Here is a 14,790-nt window from a genome sequence, read left to right on the forward strand (position 1 = left end):
CGCATCCCGCCTGGCTGCGTTCTCGTCGATCGGCGCACAAGACCAGTGCGCCTTCCTCCTCGGCCTTGCCAGCCGGGCGCGGATACGCCGCTCACTGATCGATCGTGATCCATCAGACACCCCCTAGGGCGTGTCTCCAGATGGCGCCGCGTGGGCCGCTCGCTTGACCGGCGCCATCTGGGAGGCGGGCGCTAGTCCTGGAGCAGGCGTTCGCGGAGCTGGGCGAGGGTACGCGAGAGCAGGCGTGAGACGTGCATCTGGGAGATTCCGACCTCGGAGGCGATCTGCGACTGCGTCATGCCCTTGAAGAAGCGCAGCAGGAGGATCCGCTTTTCCCGGTCGGGCAACTGGGTGAGCAGGGGACGTAGCGCTTCGCGGTACTCCACGCCTTCGAGGGCCTCGTCCTCCGAACCCAGCGAGTCGACGACCGCGGGCGCGTCGTCCTGCCCCTGGTCGGGTGCGTCGAGGGAGAGGGTGCTGTACGCGTTGGCGGACTCCAGGCCCTCGAGCACTTCTTCCTCGCGTACGCCCAATTTGCCGGACAGCTCACCGACGGTCGGTGCGCGGCCGAGCTCCTGGGTGAGGTCGCCGGTGACGGTGGCGAGGGAGAGCCGAAGCTCCTGGAGCCTCCGGGGCACCCGGATGGCCCAACCACGGTCCCGGAAGTGTCGCTTGAGCTCGCCGACGATGGTGGGCGTGGCGTACGTCGAGAACTCGACGCCGCGTTCGGAGTCGAACCGGTCCACCGACTTGATCAGCCCGATCGTGCCGACCTGGACCAGATCGTCGAGAGGCTCGCCTCGGTTGCGAAACCTGCGGGCGAGGTGCTCGACGAGCGGAAGGTGCATCTCGACGAGGCGGTCGCGGATCTTCGCCCGTCGCGGATTGTCAGGAGTCAGGTCGCCCAACAGCGCGAACAGTTCGCGGGTCAGCGTCCTAGTGTCGACGACCGTGTCCAGACCCGGCAGGTCGTCAGTCGCTGGCGCCAGGTCGTGTGGTGCCTGGTGTCCGCGAGCGGCTGCTGCGTCAGCCGGGTCGGGACGGACACCTGTTGCGGGTTGCTCAATCACTTGTCTACCGCACCTGATTCGAATGGTGGGAGCTTGGTCGCGCCAGAACCACGCTGGTCGCGTGCGCGGGCGTGTCGTGCGTCGTTGAGGTCGCGGACATCTCCGGACGACATCGCCCGCTCGGGGCGCGCGGCTTCACCACGCTTGGTCAGGGTGATGGTGGCCCGCTGCTCATCGGGGTCGATCAGAGTCTCGACCTCTCCCGCCAGGGCGGTGAGGACCGTCCAGGCGAAGGAACTGCGGGTCGGCACTCGCGGGTCGCGCGAGTGGACGGAGACGGCGACCACCAGTTGGTTGCCGGCAAGCTCGAACCGGCAGGACAACTGTGAGTCGGGTACAGCCTGGGCGAGGAGGAGGGAACTCGCCTCGTCGACCGCGATCCGTAGGTCCTCGATCTCGTCCAGCGTGAAGTCGAGGCGGGCGGCGAGTGCCGCTGCGGTCGTGCGGAGTACCGAGACGTAAGCGGTCCGGGCCGGGACGCTGAGCTCGACGATGTCCGTCTCGTGGGCGGGTGCCCCCGGCGCGGCACTGTCGGGTACGTCGGTCACTGGTGGTCCTCCACCGTTGGTTTGGTCCGGCACGACAGCCCCACCGTACGCCGGGAGGCCATCGCTCGGCGGGCGATTGCGAACGGAGAGTGTAAGGAAGATTGCATTGCGTTGGAAACTCGCGTCGATCGCGAAATGCGTACGGGCCGCATCCCTGGAGACTCGCCGCGCGAGAACCAGGGTGCGACCCGCATCGTCACATCGTGCCGGCGTTCCCGAAGACTCGGGGAGCCGGCACGAGGTCAGGCCTTCTTCGTCTCCCAGAAGATCTCGGCGATCTGGTCGATCTTGGCGAGCAGTTGGTCAGCGACCTTGACGTCGTTGCTGGCCTTCGTGCCCCCACCGCCGCCAGCGAGTTTGGTCGCCTGGTTGAACAGCTCGTTGAGCTGCGGGTACTTCTCGAAGTGCGGCGGCTTGAAGTAGTCGGTCCACAGCACCCACAGGTGGTGCTTCACGAGGTCCGACCGCTCCTCCTTGATGATCAACGCACGCGTCCTGAAGTCGGCGTCGTCACTGTCGTTGTACTTCTCGATGATCGCCTTGACCGACTGGGCCTCGATGCGGGCCTGCGCGGGATCGTAGACCCCGCACGGCAGGTCGCAGTGCGCCGAGACTTCCACTGCCGGCGCGATCAGGCGCGAAAGCATCCCTCTCCAACCTTTCCAAACCATGTTCAGCATGACGTTGCAGCGGTTCTTTGTGACCTTCTTGCGACACTACTCCTGTGCCCAAACGCCGCTGAGGGGGACCTTTGTGTCGAAGTACGGCATCGCGATCGTGCGGGGGCGGTCGATGCTGCCCACGTTGCGTGACGGTGACCGGCTGCTGGTGGCGTACGCACGGACGCCGCGGCCCGGGTCTCTCGTCCTGGTCGTGCTGCCGGGCGGGCGGCCGCTGTCGGTGAAGCGACTCGTCCGACGGGAGCCGGACGGTGGCTGGTGGGTCGAGCGCGACAACCCGCGGGAGGGCATCGACTCGTGGCACGTCGGTGCCATCCCCGAAGGCGACCTGGTGGCCGTCGTCGTCGCCAGACTGCGGGTCGTCACGGCGTTCGTGCGGCTCAGGGACCGGCTGGCGGCTGCTCTTCCGCCTCGCGGTCGCGGTCGTCGGCGTTCGTGACACCGCCGACGCGCTGGAGGAAGGTGCGGGTGCGGGGGTGGGTGGGATGGGTCAGGACCTCCTGGGGCGCGCCGGTCTCGATGACCACGCCGTCGTCCATGAAGACAAGCTGGTCGCCGACCTCCCGAGCGAACGCCATCTCGTGGGTCACGACCAGCATCGTCATGCCGTCAAGAGCCAGTTGACGCATGACGTCGAGGACTTCGCCGACCAGCTCCGGATCGAGCGCGGACGTCGGCTCGTCGAACAGCATCAGCTTCGGGCGCATCGCGAGCGCTCGCGCGATGGCCACCCGTTGCTGTTGCCCGCCGGAGAGCTGGGCGGGGTACTTGTCGACGTGCGGAAGCAGGCCCACCCGGTCGAGCAGCTTGTGTGCCGCCTCGTGCACGACCGCGCGCGGCTCCTTGCGTACCCGTAGCGGTGCCTCCATGACGTTCTCCAGCGCCGTCATGTGCGGGAACAGGTTGAACTGCTGGAAGACCATGCCGATGTCCTGGCGCTGCTCCGCCACCTCCGCGGCCTTGCGTTCGTACAGCTTGCCGCCGCGCTGCCGGTAGCCCACCAGCTCGCCACCGACCCAGAGCCGGCCGGCGTCGATCTTCTCCAGGTGGTTGACGCACCGGAGCAAGGTCGACTTGCCAGAGCCCGACGGCCCGATGACGCAGCAGACCTGCCCCGGGGCGACCTCGAGGTCGACGCCCTTCAGCACCTCGTGGCGGCCGAACCGCTTGCGGACCCGTTCGGCCTTCACCATCGCCGCCATCGCCTCGGTCGGCACAGTGTCTGTCGGCCCGGTGTCTGTCGGCCCGGTGTCAGTCGGTTCTGGCGTCATCGCCTCAGGCACCTCCCGCGCCACCGCGCGCCAGCCGCAACCGGCCGGCCGCGACCCGTGAGCCGCGGGCGAAGTGGCGTTCGATGAAGTACTGCACGACCATCAGGATGCTGGTGAGCGCGAGATACCACAGGCACGCGCCGATGAGCATCGGGAACACCTGGAACGTCCGGCTGCCGATGCCCTGCAGCTGGAACCACAGTTCGTACGCCGGAACGTAGGCGACGAGGGCGGTGTCCTTGAGCATGGCGATCGTCTCGTTGCCCGTCGGCGGGATGATCACCCGCATCGCCTGCGGCAGGATGATCCGGCGCAGGGTGAGCGGCCGGCGCATGCCGAGCGACTCGGCGGCGTCAACCTGGCCTTGCGGGATCGACTGCATGCCCGCGCGCACGATCTCGGCCATGTACGCACCCTCGGACAGGGCGAGGCCGAGCGTCGCCGCGACGAAGCCGGTGACCACGGTGCGGGCGTCGAATCCGAAGAACCGCAGGCTCAGGTCGATCCCGAACAGATCCGCGATCCACCAGTCGAACGGCACGCCGATCTCGAACCGTGCGTAGAGGATGCCGAGGTTGCCGAAGAGCACCAGCAGCACCACGCGCGGGACGGCTCGGAAGAACCACACGTAGACCCACGACACACCCGACAGGATCGGGTTGGTCGAGAGCCGCATGATCGCGAGGACGACGCCGATCACGATCCCGATCACCATCGCGACGACGGTGAGGACGACCGTGTTCCGGGCACCTTCGAGGACCGGCGGCGCGAGCGCGTTGGCGGCCATGAAGTCCCACTGGAACGCGTCGTTCGTGAGCAGCATGTGCACGAACATCGCGGTCAGTACGACGATGCACCCGGTGACCACCCAGCGCCAGGGATGCCGGACGGGCACCGCCCTGATGAGCTCGGCCTCGGAGGTGGCCACCGGGGCTGTGGATCGCCCGCTCATGGCGTCGAGGGGTTGACCTGCACCTGTTCGGCCGTGACGGCGCCCTTGTCGTTGCCCCACTTGCCGAGGATGTCGGCGTAGGTGCCGTCCTCGATGATCGCCTGCGTGGCCCTCTGGATCGCCTCGGCGAACTCCGCCTCGTCCTTGTTGACAGCGATGCCGTAAGGCGCGTTGCCGTAGGGCTCACCCAGCAACTCCAGCTTGCCGCCGGTCTGCTCGACCGCGTAGACGGCGATCGGCAGGTCAGCAGTCATCGCGTCTTCCTTGCCGGACACGACGTTGGTGGTCACCGTGTCCTGGCCTGGGTACTGGTTGATCGTGATCGCGGGCTCGCCGGCCGCCTCGCACTTCTTCGAGCGCTCCTGCAGGTCAGGCACCTCGATGGTGTCCTTCTGGACGCCGATCGTCAGGCCGCAGGCGTTGTCGATGTCGACCTTCTTGGGGTTGCCCTTGGTGGTGACCCACTGGATGGGGGAGTTGAAGTAGGCGATCATCTGCGTCTGTTCCATGCGTTCGGCATTGATCGTGAACGACGAGACGCCCGCTTCGTACTTGCCCGACTGGATGGCGGGGATGATGTCGCCGAACGCCGAGGGCACCCACTCGACCTCGAGGTCGAGCTTGCCGGCGATCGCGTCGAAGAGTTCGACGTCCATGCCGATCACGGTCTTGCCGTCGGCGTCCAGGAACTCGTTCGGCGCGTAGCTCGCGTCGGTGCCGACCCGGATCTTGCCGTCGGAGGCGATCGAGTCGGGGACGAGAGCGGCGAGCTCGGACTCCGGCGTCGTCTTGGCCTCAGGCGACTCGGTGGCGGACGGATCATCGCCGCCGCAGCCGGCGAGGGTGGTGCCGATCGCGAGGAGGGCGCCGCCTGCGGCAAGAATGCGGCGGATGTGCTGCCTTGTCATGACACGTCCTTTGCTCTCGTAACGGCGCGACGCCGCCTGGGACGGGGTGGTGACCAGAAGCGTCGCATCTGAATTGTTCAGCTTTGTTAAGCAGCGCCCGTGGGCGTTCGTTACGCACGGCATTGACTCGGCAACGGCGGGTGGGCTCTTGGTTGCTGCCGCCCCGGAGCCGACACATGGTATGACAGACTTTCCCCATACGGGTGACCCCCGTTTGGCATTGCGATCGACCCGGACCTGATCGCCCGCGGCCGTGTTGTTCCATCCGTCCAAGGTGCCGGCCGGGCCCTCTTCGTGGTTGCTCCGTTTTCCGGCGCCCTCGCCTTCTAGGACAGGGTTCCCGCATGTCTTCTGACGCTTTGACCGATCCGTCCGCCACTGCTCCGGTCCCGCAGGTTCCGGAGGTTCCGCTGGTTCCGGGGGTTCCGCCGGTTCCGGGGGGACCCGGGGTTCCGGGCACGTTGGGTGTCACCCCACCGGTGCCGTTCGACGACACCGACCCGGCGTTCTCGTTCCACCGTGGCGGCAAGCTCGAAGTCGCGTCGACGGTTCCCGTCCGCGGGCGCGATGACCTGTCCCTTGCGTACACCCCGGGGGTGGCGCGGGTGTGCACGGCGATCGCGGAGCGGCCCGAGCTCGTCCACGACTACACCTGGAAGTCCCGTACCGTCGCGGTCGTCACCGACGGCACCGCCGTGCTCGGCCTGGGTGACATCGGCCCGGAGGCGTCTTTGCCGGTGATGGAGGGCAAGGCGCTGCTGTTCAAGAAGTTCGGCGGCGTCGACGCGGTGCCGATCTGCCTGGCGTGCACCGACGTCGGTGAGCTGGTGGAGACGGTCGTACGACTGGCACCGGCGTTCGGCGGCATCAACCTCGAGGACATCTCGGCCCCGCGGTGCTTCGAGGTGGAGCGGCGACTTCGCGACCGGCTGGACATCCCGGTGTTCCACGACGACCAGCACGGTACGGCGATCGTGGTGCTGGCGGCGCTGACCAACGCGATGGAGCTGACCGGGCGCAAGCCGATCGACACGAGGGTCGTGATCTCCGGTGCGGGTGCTGCCGGCGTCGCGGTCGCGGCGATCCTGCTGGCGTCGGGGTATGAGGACATCGTGGTGACCGACCGGGGCGGCGCCCTGCACGAGGGGCGGACCGATCTCAACCCGGTGAAGCGGAGCCTTGCCGCGACGACGAATCCGCATCGTCGTACCGGCGCGCTGGCCGACGTGATGCGGCGTTCAGACGTGTTCATCGGGGTGTCCGGAGGGTCGGTCGCCGAAGAGACGGTCGCGTCGATGGCCGAGGACTCGGTAGTGCTCGCGCTCGCGAACCCCGACCCCGAGGTGCATCCCGACGTGGCGGCGCGGCATGCGGCGGTGGTCGCCACCGGGCGCTCGGACTTCCCGAACCAGATCAACAACGTGCTGGCGTTCCCGGGTGTGTTCCGGGGCGCGCTCGACGTCCGGGCGCGGCAGATCAGCGAGGGGATGAAGCTGGCGGCCGCTGCGGCGTTGGCCGAGCTCGTGGGCGATGAACTCGCGCCGTCGCGGATCATCCCGTCCCCGTTCGACGCCCGGGTGGTGCCTGCCGTGGCGGCCGCCGTCGCCGACGCCGCTCGCCGCGAAGGCCTCGCCCAGCGCTGATGCCGCCGGTGGCTTGCAAATGACCACGCTGGGCATGCGAGTGGCACCCGGACCAGGCATGTACGCATGGACGGCCACCACAGGCATGCCCAACGTGGTCATTTGCCGGGCTCGCCGTCCCCAGCTGCGCCCCGGTGATGGGTAGGGTCAGGGTGTGTTTGCCGCTTATGCCGTACGCATCGAACCGAACGATCCGGTAGCCGGCCTGGAGGTCGGTGAGCGACCCGAGCCCGAGCCCGGCGACGGTTGGACCACAGTCACGGTCCGGGCGGCCGCGCTCAACCACCACGACCTGTGGTCGCTGCGAGGGATCGGTCTGGCGGAGAAGCAGCTGCCGATGGTCCTCGGCACCGACGCCGCCGGCGTCGACGAGGACGGCAACGAGGTCGTCGTCCACGGCGTGATCAGCTCTCCGGAGTGGCGTGGCGACGAGACGCTGGACCCGCGCCGGTCGCTGCTGTCGGAGCGTCATCCTGGAACCCTCGCCGAGCGGGTCGCTGTGCCGCGCGCCAACCTGGTCCCCAAGCCCGCGTCGCTGAGCTTCGATGAGGCGGCCTGCCTGCCGACGTCGTGGCTCACGGCCTACCGCATGCTCTTCGTCCAGTCCGGTCTCCGCCCCGGCGGCACGGTGCTGGTCCAGGGTGCGGGCGGCGGCGTCTCCACCGCGCTGGTCACCCTGGCCAAGGCGACCGGCCTCCGGGTGTGGGTGACGAGCCGCGACGAGGCCAAGCGGGCGCGGGCGGTCGACCAGCTTGGTGCTGACGCGGCGTTCGAGCCCGGCGCCCGGCTGCCCGAACGTGTCGACGCGGTGATGGAGACCGTGGGCGAGGCGACGTGGAGCCACTCGCTGAAGTCACTCCGGCCCGGCGGAACGCTGGTCGTGTCTGGAGCGACGAGTGGCCCGAATCCGCCGGCCGACCTCAACCGGGTCTTCTTCCTCCAGCTGCGGGTCGTGGGCTCGACGATGGGGACGCGGGACGAGCTCGCCGGACTGCTGCGCCTGTGCCACGAGACCGGCGTACGCCCACTGGTCGACCAGGTGCTGCCGCTGTCCGATGCGCGCAAGGGACTGTCGGCGATGGCCGCAGGCGAGGTCTTCGGCAAGGTCGTCCTGACGCCGTGAGGGCGCTGCCTCGCGTGGGATGAGGGGCACCCTCACACGAACCTATGGGGTGAGGGGCACCCTCACGCGAACGCCGCGGCGCACTAACCGGTGATCAGCCGCTGGATAACGCCAGGCTAATGATCGCCCTCGCCCGTTGTCCTTCGCGGTCACGCGCACGAGTCTCGATGCAGGCCCTCGAAACGCGAGGGAACAACCTGCGAGAGAGGCGATTTCGATGCGTCTGTTCACCGACCTGGGGGCCGCGCTCAGCGGCCGCGGCGCCAAGTCCCAGACCCGTACGCGTACCGGCCGTTCCGGAAAGTCGAAGCGGTCCAAGCAGAGCCGTACGACGGGGACGAGCTGAATGGTCCAGGAATCTCGGAGCCGGCGGGAGCGATTCCGCCGGCTCCACCTGCGCCTGGCGCGCCTCGTCACGGTGCCCGAGGCTTCGGGCGGGATCGTCGCCGCCGCGCCGGTCCTCAGGGTGCGGGAGATCTTCACCCGCTTCTGGCCGTACGCACAACCTGACCGGAAGGTTCTCGCCACCAGCCTGCTCTTCGTTGCGCTCACCCCGCTGACCGCGGCCGCGTCGATCTGGGTCTTCAAGGACATCATCGACACGGTCCTCGTCGGCCGGGACCTCCATGCCCTGTGGGTGCTGGGTGGGGCGTTGCTCGGCGTCACGCTCGTCGCCGGAGTCGTGTCGTACGCCTCGAGCGCGGTGTCGGCCTGGCTGGCCGAACGCTTCCTGCTGCGCCTGCGCGACGCCGTGTTCGCGCACGTGCTGCGCCTGCCGCCGGCGTTCTTCGAGCGTTACCGCGCGGGCGATGTAGTGTCCCGGCTCACCAACGACGTCAGCGCCATCGAACGTCTCGTGGTCAGTGGCGTCACGCGGTCGGTCTCCTACGCCGTCCGCATCCTCGTCTTCGCCGGGCTCGCGCTCTACCTGCGGTGGGAGTTGGCGCTGCTGGCGTTCGTCATCGTCCCGCTGTTCTGGTGGGTCGCCCGGCACTTCTCGCGTCAGATCAGGACGGCGTCGCGGGAGAAGCGGCGTCGTACCGGGGGAGTCAGCGCGGTCGCTGAGGAGACCCTCGCGAACATCCCGCTGGTGCAGGCGTACGGGCAGGAACGCGCCGAGACGGGCCGGCTGCATGGGGAAGGTCGCGCCCGGATGGCCGCCGGCCTGGCGGCGAACCGGATGTCCGCGCTCTACTCACCAGCCATCGACGTCATCGAGGCGGTGGGCGGCCTCCTGGTGTTCGCGGTCGGTGCCTGGGAGCACGCGCAGGGGCGCCTGACCATCGGCGGCCTGCTGGCGTTCGTCGCCTATCTCGCCCAGCTCTACCAGCCGATCCGCAGCGCGTCGCGGCTCGCCACCACCGTCTACGGCGCGTCGGCGAGCGCGGAACGCCTGGTGGAGTTGCTGGATCACCCACCCGGCATCGTGTCGTCGCCGAGCGCCGTGCCGCTCGTGCACGGTCCGCACGGCGTGCACCTGGACGGCGTGACGTTCCGCTACCCGGGTGCCGAGCGTGCCGCGCTCGCCGGGATCGACCTGCGGATCGCACCGGGCGAGACGGTCGCCGTCATGGGGCCCAACGGTGCCGGCAAGTCCACGTTGACACGGCTGCTGCTGCGCTGGGCCGACCCCGAGTCGGGGGTGGTACGCATCGACGGGACCGACATCCGCGACCTCGACCTGGAGTCCCTGCGCGCCCAGGTGGCCGTCGTCCTGCAGGAGACGATGCTGTTCGACCGGACCGTCGCCGAGAACATCTCCTACGGCGCACTCGCCGCCGGTCCGCCGGAGGTGTTCCGGGCGGCGGTCGCCGCCCATGCCGACGGCTTCGTCCGCGAGCTGCCGGAGGGCTACCTCACGCGGGTGGGCCAGCGCGGCCGGCGACTCTCGGGCGGCCAGCGGCAACGGCTCGCGATCGCGCGCGCGCTCATCCGGCGCGCGCCTGTGCTGATCCTCGACGAACCCACGGCCAGTCTCGACGCGCCGGCTGCCCGCGCCGTCATCGAACCGATGCGCCGCCTGATGGCCGGGCGTACCACGCTGCTCATCACCCACGACCGGTCGCTCGCCGCACTCGCGGACCGCACGGTGGTCCTCGACCGGGGACGCATCGTCGCCGAGCACCGCCCGCAGGCCGGGCCCACCTCGCCGCAGCCGCCCGCCTCGCCGCAGCCGCCCGTCTCACCGCAGCCGCCTACCTCGCCGCAGCCGCCCACCTCGCCGCAGCCGCCAGCGGCAGCGCGACCGGCCCCGGTCCGATGAGTCGTCCGCTGCCACCGGACTACCAGCCGGTCCAACTGCTGAGTCGCAACCACGACTACGACGTACGCCTGGTCCACAGCGCCGAGCGCGACTGCCTCTGCGTCGCGAAATCGGTCCGCGGATACCGGCTGCGCGACCAGGCAGTCGTCGACCGGCTGCTCACCGAGGGGCGGCTCCTCCAGCGATTCACCCATCCCCACCTGGTCCGGGCCTACGACGTGCGGGAGGCACCGCGTCCGACCGTGATCCTGGAGGTGCTGCCCGGGCACACTCTCAGCCGGCTGGTCATCGACCGGCGTGCCGGTCTGGCCGTCCCCGACCTCGCCCGGCTGGGGAGCCAGCTGTGTGCGGCCCTTGCGTACCTCCATCGCCACGGCACGCTGCATCTCGACCTCAAGCCGTCCAACCTGGTGGTGGCGGCCGGGCTGCTCAAGGTGTTCGACCTCGGCCTCGCGCAGTCGCCCGGGCCGAGTCCCGCCGGGCAGGGCACCCCTGAGTACCTCGCGCCGGAGCAGGCACGTGGGGCCGACGTGAGTCCGGCGACCGACGTGTGGGGGATGGGCGGGGTGCTCTACCGTGCCGCGACCCGGAGACGGCCGTTCCCCGACGCGGGCGGTGACCACTTCCCGCAGCTGCACCGGAAGGTCGACCCGATCGGACGCCGGCTGCCTCGACGCCTCACCGACCTGGTGACGGCGTGCCTGGATCCGCTACCCGGTGGTCGACCGAGTGTGGCGGAGGTGGCGGCGGGCCTGCGCGCCCTGCTCCCGGTGGACCCAGCTCGACGGTGACCTCGAGGCCGCCCAGGGGCGAGACTCCGAGCGCGATGTGCCCTCCCGAGGCTTCTGCCGTACGCCGGACGATGTCCAACCCGAGACCGGTCGACCCGCCACCGCTCGCACCCCGGTCAAGGACCACGGCGCCAGGCGGGATGCCCGGTCCGGCATCGCTGACGGTCAGGACGACGCCGCCCGCGGGCGTCCCGCACAGTCGTACCGCGAAGGCCGTGCCTTCTGGAGTGTGCGCGAACACGTTCCCCAGCAGGGCGTCGACGAGTGCGGCGAGGTCCCCGGCCGACAGACCCACCGGCAGGAGCGTCGTGGGCACGTCCGTGGCGACCTCGCGGCTCTCCTCCTCGGCCAGGACCTGCCAGAACCCGATCCTGTCGTACACCACCGATACCGCGTCACACATCGGCCCGCCGGATGCCACTCCCCGGTCTGTGACGCCACGTCGCGCCTCGATGATCGCCTGGTCGACGGCGCGTTCCAGGGCGTCGACCGCGCTGGTCAGCCGGGCGGCTTCGTCGGTGGTCAGCGCCTCGGCCTCGATCCGCAGCACGGTCAGAGGCGTACGGATCCGATGGGACAGGTCCGCGACCGACTCGCGTTCGCGCGTGAGGAGCTCCCGGATCCGGCCAGCCAGTGCGTTGAGAGTCGTACCGACCTCACTCAGCTCCGGGACGCTCGCTGGTCGTGCGCGGGCGTCGAGATCGCCGTCGCCGAGCCGGCGGGCCACCGCGTCGAGATCGTGCAGCGAACGTACGGTCGACCGCGCGAGCCGGTCCGCGACCACCAGGCCGAGCACGAGCAGGCCGGCGCCGAGTAGCCCCAGGATCAGCCACGCGCGCGTGACGCCCACCCGCATCTGTGCGTCCGAGACGTACGACCGCACGACGGCCGTTCCGTCCGGCAGCCCGAGCGCGGCGATGAGCACCTCACGCCCGCCGGGCGCGACCGCGGTGATGCTGCGTCCCTGCTGCGCGAGGTCGACGGCCGGGGACCGTCGTACGTCGTCGCCGAGAACGGTCCCGTCAGGGAGGAACACCGTGACGGGGACTCTGCTCACGTCGTCGGCGCTGCGCAGGTCCAGTGTCGAGGCCAGCGTCGACCGGTCCAAGGTCGCGACCAGCGGGACGACCGACTCGGCCTCCCGGGTCGCCTCGCCCACAGCCCGGTCGGCCGCGACCTGCTGCAGGAGCAGCCCGAGGGGAATGAGGAACGCCGCGAGTACCAGACTCGTGGTAGCCCCGACCAGGAGGGCGAGCCGGCGTCTCATCCGTACGCCGGCCCACTCGGTTCCGCCGGCCCACTTGGTTCCGCCGGCCCACTCGGTTCCGCCGGCTCAGGGCTCGCCGCCGGTTCCGGTGGAGCGAGCTTGACTCCGACACCGCGCACGGTGTGCAGGTAGCGCGGCTCGGCCGCCGTCTCGCCGAGCTTGCGCCGCAGCCACGACAGGTGGACGTCCACCGTCTTGTCCGCACCGCCGTACGGTTGCCGCCACACCTCGACCATCAGGTCACGCTTGGAGACCACGGCACCGGCGTTCTCGGCGAGGAACAACAGCAGCTCGAACTCCTTCGGCTTCAGGTCGAGTACCGTCCCCGCGAGCCTCGCGACCCGGGCACGTGCGTCGACCGTCAGCTCACCGACCGTGAGTGGACCGGCCGCGGCAGCCTCGGTCGTACGCCGCAGAACCGCCCGGATCCTGGCATCCAGCTGTCCTGCGCTGAACGGCTTCACGAGGTAGTCGTCGGCGCCCGCGTCGAGCAGCCGGACGATCTCCTGCTCGTCGTCACGGGCCGTCGCGACGATGACCGGGATGTCCGACACGCCCCGGAGCATGCCGAGTACGTCGCGGCCGTCGATGTCGGGAAGGCCGAGGTCGAGGACGACGAGATCGGGTTGGTCGCGCAGGACGGCGGACAGCGCCACCCCGCCGTACGGCACCGAGGCGACGACATGACCGGTCGCCGTCAGGGCGCGGGTGAGGGAGATCCGGATCGCCGGATCGTCCTCGACGAGCAGCAGGGACACCACTCCCACACCGTACTGAGGGCGTCCTTAACGCGGTGTTAAGCCGACATGGGGCACGCTGGGGCCATGCCTCGTCGACGTGTCCTCCTCGGCGTCCTCGGCTGGCTCGCCGTGGCCACGGTCGCGGTGACGGTCGGGGTCCTCGCGATCTCCCTCCTTGGCCGAGGGCTCACCGACGGGACGAGCCAACCCTTGAGCAGCGACGCCGTCGCCCGGGCGCTCGCGAAGGCGAGTGCCGAAGCGACGCCGGAACCCACCGCTGTCCGGCCCGAGCCGAGCACCTCGGCGACCCCGACGGGTGAGCCGCCGACCACCCCACCGGTGGGGGAGGAAGGATCGACTCCGGCGGTGACGAGCTTCCCCTCCCGAGGTGGCACAGTCCTTGCCAGGTGCGACGGCGACCAGGCGTACCTCACCTCCTGGAGCCCACATCCGGACTTCGAGACCGAGGAGGCGGAGCGTGGACCGGACAGCACCGCGTCGGTGGAGTTCGAGGGCGACGACGTGAAGGTGAAAGTCGTCGTGACCTGCGTCAACGGCCGCCCGAAGGCCGAGACGGAGATCAAACCCGACTGAGGGCCGGCCAGCACTGGACGTTGTGACTGCTCGTGCGGCTACTGCCAGGCGCGCCGATCAGCTCGCCAGGTCCCGCCGGCCGCCGTCAGGTCCAGGATCGGGTCGGCATAGAGCGCGACGTCGCGCACGAGGCGGTCGAAACTCGATGGCAGAGGATCGCCGTCGACTCCGAGTTGCCGGCGGAACGCGGCGTACGCAGGGCGACGGATCTCGATCAGGCCGCCGATCGCCTCGCCGAGCCGCCGAAGGGGAGTGCCGCGGTAGTGTGCCGTCTTCTCGACCGCGGCTCTTGCTTCGGAGTAGTCGAGGTCGTGCCTGCCCGTCAATGTCCACATGTCCACGTAGTCCCTGACCCGGGTGTTCCCCTCGCCGAGGCTGACGGCCGTGCAGAGCTTCTCCGCCAGGACGGTCACCAGCGGGTATCCGAGGATGCAGATCGGTGGGCCGTCGCGGAGCACGGGGTAGGCAAGCTCGACTGGTGCGGGAGTGACCGGATCACCGACGTTGACGTCGAGTTTCAACTTGACCCGCGCCTGCGCGACGTGAGCGTCCATCGTGACGCGAACGCCACCGTAGAGGCCGTCCTCGCGGATGGCGGAGGTACGCACGGTCGTGGTCAGGAAGTCGACGCCGTCGTCCTCGGCAAGGCGCAACTGACACACCTCCACGACCCGTGCGGCCACGGTTGCCTGATCCGCAGAGATGCGCCGGGCGAGCAGGTCTGCATCCTGCGTAGGACGGCGCGCGTCAAGGACGGCGAGCAGCAGTCCCCCCTTGAGGACGAACTCGTCGCGGTGTTCAGATGCGGCGATGCGGGCGAGAAACCGCTCGAGGACGTAGAACGTCAGCAGCTCCTGGGTCGGGCGGCGTTCCCGGCGGGCGCGGTTCTGCAGGTCCAGATAGGCGCGTCCTGCAGCGGTCGCTCGCGTCACCGGCATGG

Annotated in this window: 16 protein-coding genes; 7 read left to right on the plus strand and 9 right to left on the minus strand. The window is 69.6% G+C overall.

Annotated features, from left to right (window positions below; genetic code table 11):
• Window positions 1-191 precede the first annotated feature (191 nt).
• The 3 genes from ABNF93_RS32080 to sodN form a co-directional block, all read right to left on the minus strand.
• Complete coding sequence (locus ABNF93_RS32080) at window positions 192-1,070, minus strand: RNA polymerase sigma factor SigF (RefSeq protein ID WP_349332015.1); 879 nt, start codon at window positions 1,068-1,070, stop codon at window positions 192-194.
• On the minus strand, window positions 1,067-1,618 hold the full coding sequence (locus ABNF93_RS32085; protein WP_349332016.1) for an ATP-binding protein: 552 nt from the start codon (window positions 1,616-1,618) through the stop codon (window positions 1,067-1,069). The genes ABNF93_RS32080 and ABNF93_RS32085 overlap by 4 nt, the downstream gene beginning before the upstream one ends.
• 242 nt (window positions 1,619-1,860) lie before the next feature.
• Window positions 1,861-2,265 (minus strand): superoxide dismutase, Ni, encoded by a 405-nt coding sequence (sodN, locus tag ABNF93_RS32090; protein WP_349332017.1) that lies wholly within the window; start codon window positions 2,263-2,265, stop codon window positions 1,861-1,863.
• Between the two features lie 106 nt (window positions 2,266-2,371).
• Here sodN and ABNF93_RS32095 point away from each other — a divergent pair, with 106 nt between their 5' ends.
• The gene (locus tag ABNF93_RS32095; RefSeq protein ID WP_349332018.1) at window positions 2,372-2,737 is read left to right on the plus strand and encodes a S24 family peptidase; all 366 of its coding nucleotides are present in this window, start codon (window positions 2,372-2,374) and stop codon (window positions 2,735-2,737) included.
• Here ABNF93_RS32095 and ABNF93_RS32100 read toward each other — a convergent pair.
• From ABNF93_RS32100 to ABNF93_RS32110, 3 genes are all read right to left on the minus strand, one after another.
• Window positions 2,679-3,491 carry an amino acid ABC transporter ATP-binding protein gene (locus ABNF93_RS32100; RefSeq protein WP_502877664.1) on the minus strand — a complete coding sequence of 271 codons (813 nt, stop codon included), beginning with the start codon at window positions 3,489-3,491 and terminating at the stop codon, window positions 2,679-2,681. The two genes, ABNF93_RS32095 and ABNF93_RS32100, sit on opposite strands and share 59 nt — an antisense overlap.
• 82 nt (window positions 3,492-3,573) lie before the next feature.
• The gene (locus ABNF93_RS32105) at window positions 3,574-4,521 is read right to left on the minus strand and encodes an amino acid ABC transporter permease (RefSeq protein ID WP_349332019.1); all 948 of its coding nucleotides are present in this window, start codon (window positions 4,519-4,521) and stop codon (window positions 3,574-3,576) included.
• Window positions 4,518-5,429, minus strand: coding sequence for an ABC transporter substrate-binding protein (locus ABNF93_RS32110; RefSeq protein WP_349332020.1), 912 nt, complete (start codon window positions 5,427-5,429; stop codon window positions 4,518-4,520). The genes ABNF93_RS32105 and ABNF93_RS32110 overlap by 4 nt, the downstream gene beginning before the upstream one ends.
• 344 nt (window positions 5,430-5,773) lie before the next feature.
• Here ABNF93_RS32110 and ABNF93_RS32115 point away from each other — a divergent pair, with 344 nt between their 5' ends.
• From ABNF93_RS32115 to ABNF93_RS32135, 5 genes are all read left to right on the plus strand, one after another.
• Window positions 5,774-7,072: an NAD(P)-dependent malic enzyme gene (locus tag ABNF93_RS32115; RefSeq protein ID WP_349332021.1), complete on the plus strand. Its 1,299-nt coding sequence runs from the start codon at window positions 5,774-5,776 to the stop codon at window positions 7,070-7,072.
• Between the two features lie 154 nt (window positions 7,073-7,226).
• Entirely contained in the window at window positions 7,227-8,195 is a 969-nt protein-coding gene (locus ABNF93_RS32120; RefSeq protein ID WP_349332022.1) for a zinc-binding dehydrogenase, read from the plus strand.
• 217 nt (window positions 8,196-8,412) lie between these two features.
• The gene (locus ABNF93_RS32125) at window positions 8,413-8,541 is read left to right on the plus strand and encodes a hypothetical protein (RefSeq protein WP_349332023.1); all 129 of its coding nucleotides are present in this window, start codon (window positions 8,413-8,415) and stop codon (window positions 8,539-8,541) included.
• Complete coding sequence (locus ABNF93_RS32130) at window positions 8,542-10,458, plus strand: ABC transporter ATP-binding protein (RefSeq protein ID WP_349332024.1); 1,917 nt, start codon at window positions 8,542-8,544, stop codon at window positions 10,456-10,458.
• Complete coding sequence (locus tag ABNF93_RS32135; RefSeq protein WP_349332025.1) at window positions 10,455-11,249, plus strand: serine/threonine-protein kinase; 795 nt, start codon at window positions 10,455-10,457, stop codon at window positions 11,247-11,249. The genes ABNF93_RS32130 and ABNF93_RS32135 overlap by 4 nt, the downstream gene beginning before the upstream one ends.
• On the opposite strand, the gene ABNF93_RS32140 is transcribed toward ABNF93_RS32135, so the two are convergent.
• Window positions 11,137-12,516 (minus strand): sensor histidine kinase, encoded by a 1,380-nt coding sequence (locus tag ABNF93_RS32140; RefSeq protein ID WP_349332026.1) that lies wholly within the window; start codon window positions 12,514-12,516, stop codon window positions 11,137-11,139. The two genes, ABNF93_RS32135 and ABNF93_RS32140, sit on opposite strands and share 113 nt — an antisense overlap.
• Entirely contained in the window at window positions 12,513-13,277 is a 765-nt protein-coding gene (locus ABNF93_RS32145) for a response regulator transcription factor (protein ID WP_349332027.1), read from the minus strand. The genes ABNF93_RS32140 and ABNF93_RS32145 overlap by 4 nt, the downstream gene beginning before the upstream one ends.
• A gap of 63 nt (window positions 13,278-13,340) precedes the next feature.
• Here ABNF93_RS32145 and ABNF93_RS32150 point away from each other — a divergent pair, with 63 nt between their 5' ends.
• Entirely contained in the window at window positions 13,341-13,850 is a 510-nt protein-coding gene (locus tag ABNF93_RS32150) for a hypothetical protein (protein ID WP_349332028.1), read from the plus strand.
• A gap of 38 nt (window positions 13,851-13,888) precedes the next feature.
• Here ABNF93_RS32150 and ABNF93_RS32155 read toward each other — a convergent pair whose 3' ends face one another.
• On the minus strand, window positions 13,889-14,788 hold the full coding sequence (locus ABNF93_RS32155) for a nucleotidyl transferase AbiEii/AbiGii toxin family protein (RefSeq protein ID WP_349332029.1): 900 nt from the start codon (window positions 14,786-14,788) through the stop codon (window positions 13,889-13,891).
• Window positions 14,789-14,790 lie beyond the last annotated feature (2 nt).

Origin of the sequence: Actinopolymorpha sp. B9G3, assembly GCF_040120725.1 — a bacterium.
Classification (GTDB): domain Bacteria; phylum Actinomycetota; class Actinomycetes; order Propionibacteriales; family Actinopolymorphaceae; genus Thermasporomyces.

Bases quoted from the DNA above. Each gene is read 5' to 3' on its own strand.
- sodN (WP_349332017.1), bottom strand. From the start codon at position 2,265: ATGCTTTCGCGCCTGATCGCGCCGGCAGTGGAAGTCTCGGCGCACTGC.
- ABNF93_RS32100 (WP_502877664.1), bottom strand. From the start codon at position 3,491: ATGGTGAAGGCCGAACGGGTCCGCAAGCGGTTCGGCCGCCACGAGGTG.
- ABNF93_RS32105 (WP_349332019.1), bottom strand. From the start codon at position 4,521: ATGAGCGGGCGATCCACAGCCCCGGTGGCCACCTCCGAGGCCGAGCTC.
- ABNF93_RS32110 (WP_349332020.1), bottom strand. From the start codon at position 5,429: ATGACAAGGCAGCACATCCGCCGCATTCTTGCCGCAGGCGGCGCCCTC.
- ABNF93_RS32115 (WP_349332021.1), top strand. From the start codon at position 5,774: ATGTCTTCTGACGCTTTGACCGATCCGTCCGCCACTGCTCCGGTCCCG.
- ABNF93_RS32125 (WP_349332023.1), top strand. From the start codon at position 8,413: ATGCGTCTGTTCACCGACCTGGGGGCCGCGCTCAGCGGCCGCGGCGCC.
- ABNF93_RS32130 (WP_349332024.1), top strand. From the start codon at position 8,542: ATGGTCCAGGAATCTCGGAGCCGGCGGGAGCGATTCCGCCGGCTCCAC.
- ABNF93_RS32135 (WP_349332025.1), top strand. From the start codon at position 10,455: ATGAGTCGTCCGCTGCCACCGGACTACCAGCCGGTCCAACTGCTGAGT.
- ABNF93_RS32140 (WP_349332026.1), bottom strand. From the start codon at position 12,516: ATGAGACGCCGGCTCGCCCTCCTGGTCGGGGCTACCACGAGTCTGGTA.
- ABNF93_RS32150 (WP_349332028.1), top strand. From the start codon at position 13,341: ATGCCTCGTCGACGTGTCCTCCTCGGCGTCCTCGGCTGGCTCGCCGTG.
- ABNF93_RS32155 (WP_349332029.1), bottom strand. From the start codon at position 14,788: ATGCCGGTGACGCGAGCGACCGCTGCAGGACGCGCCTATCTGGACCTG.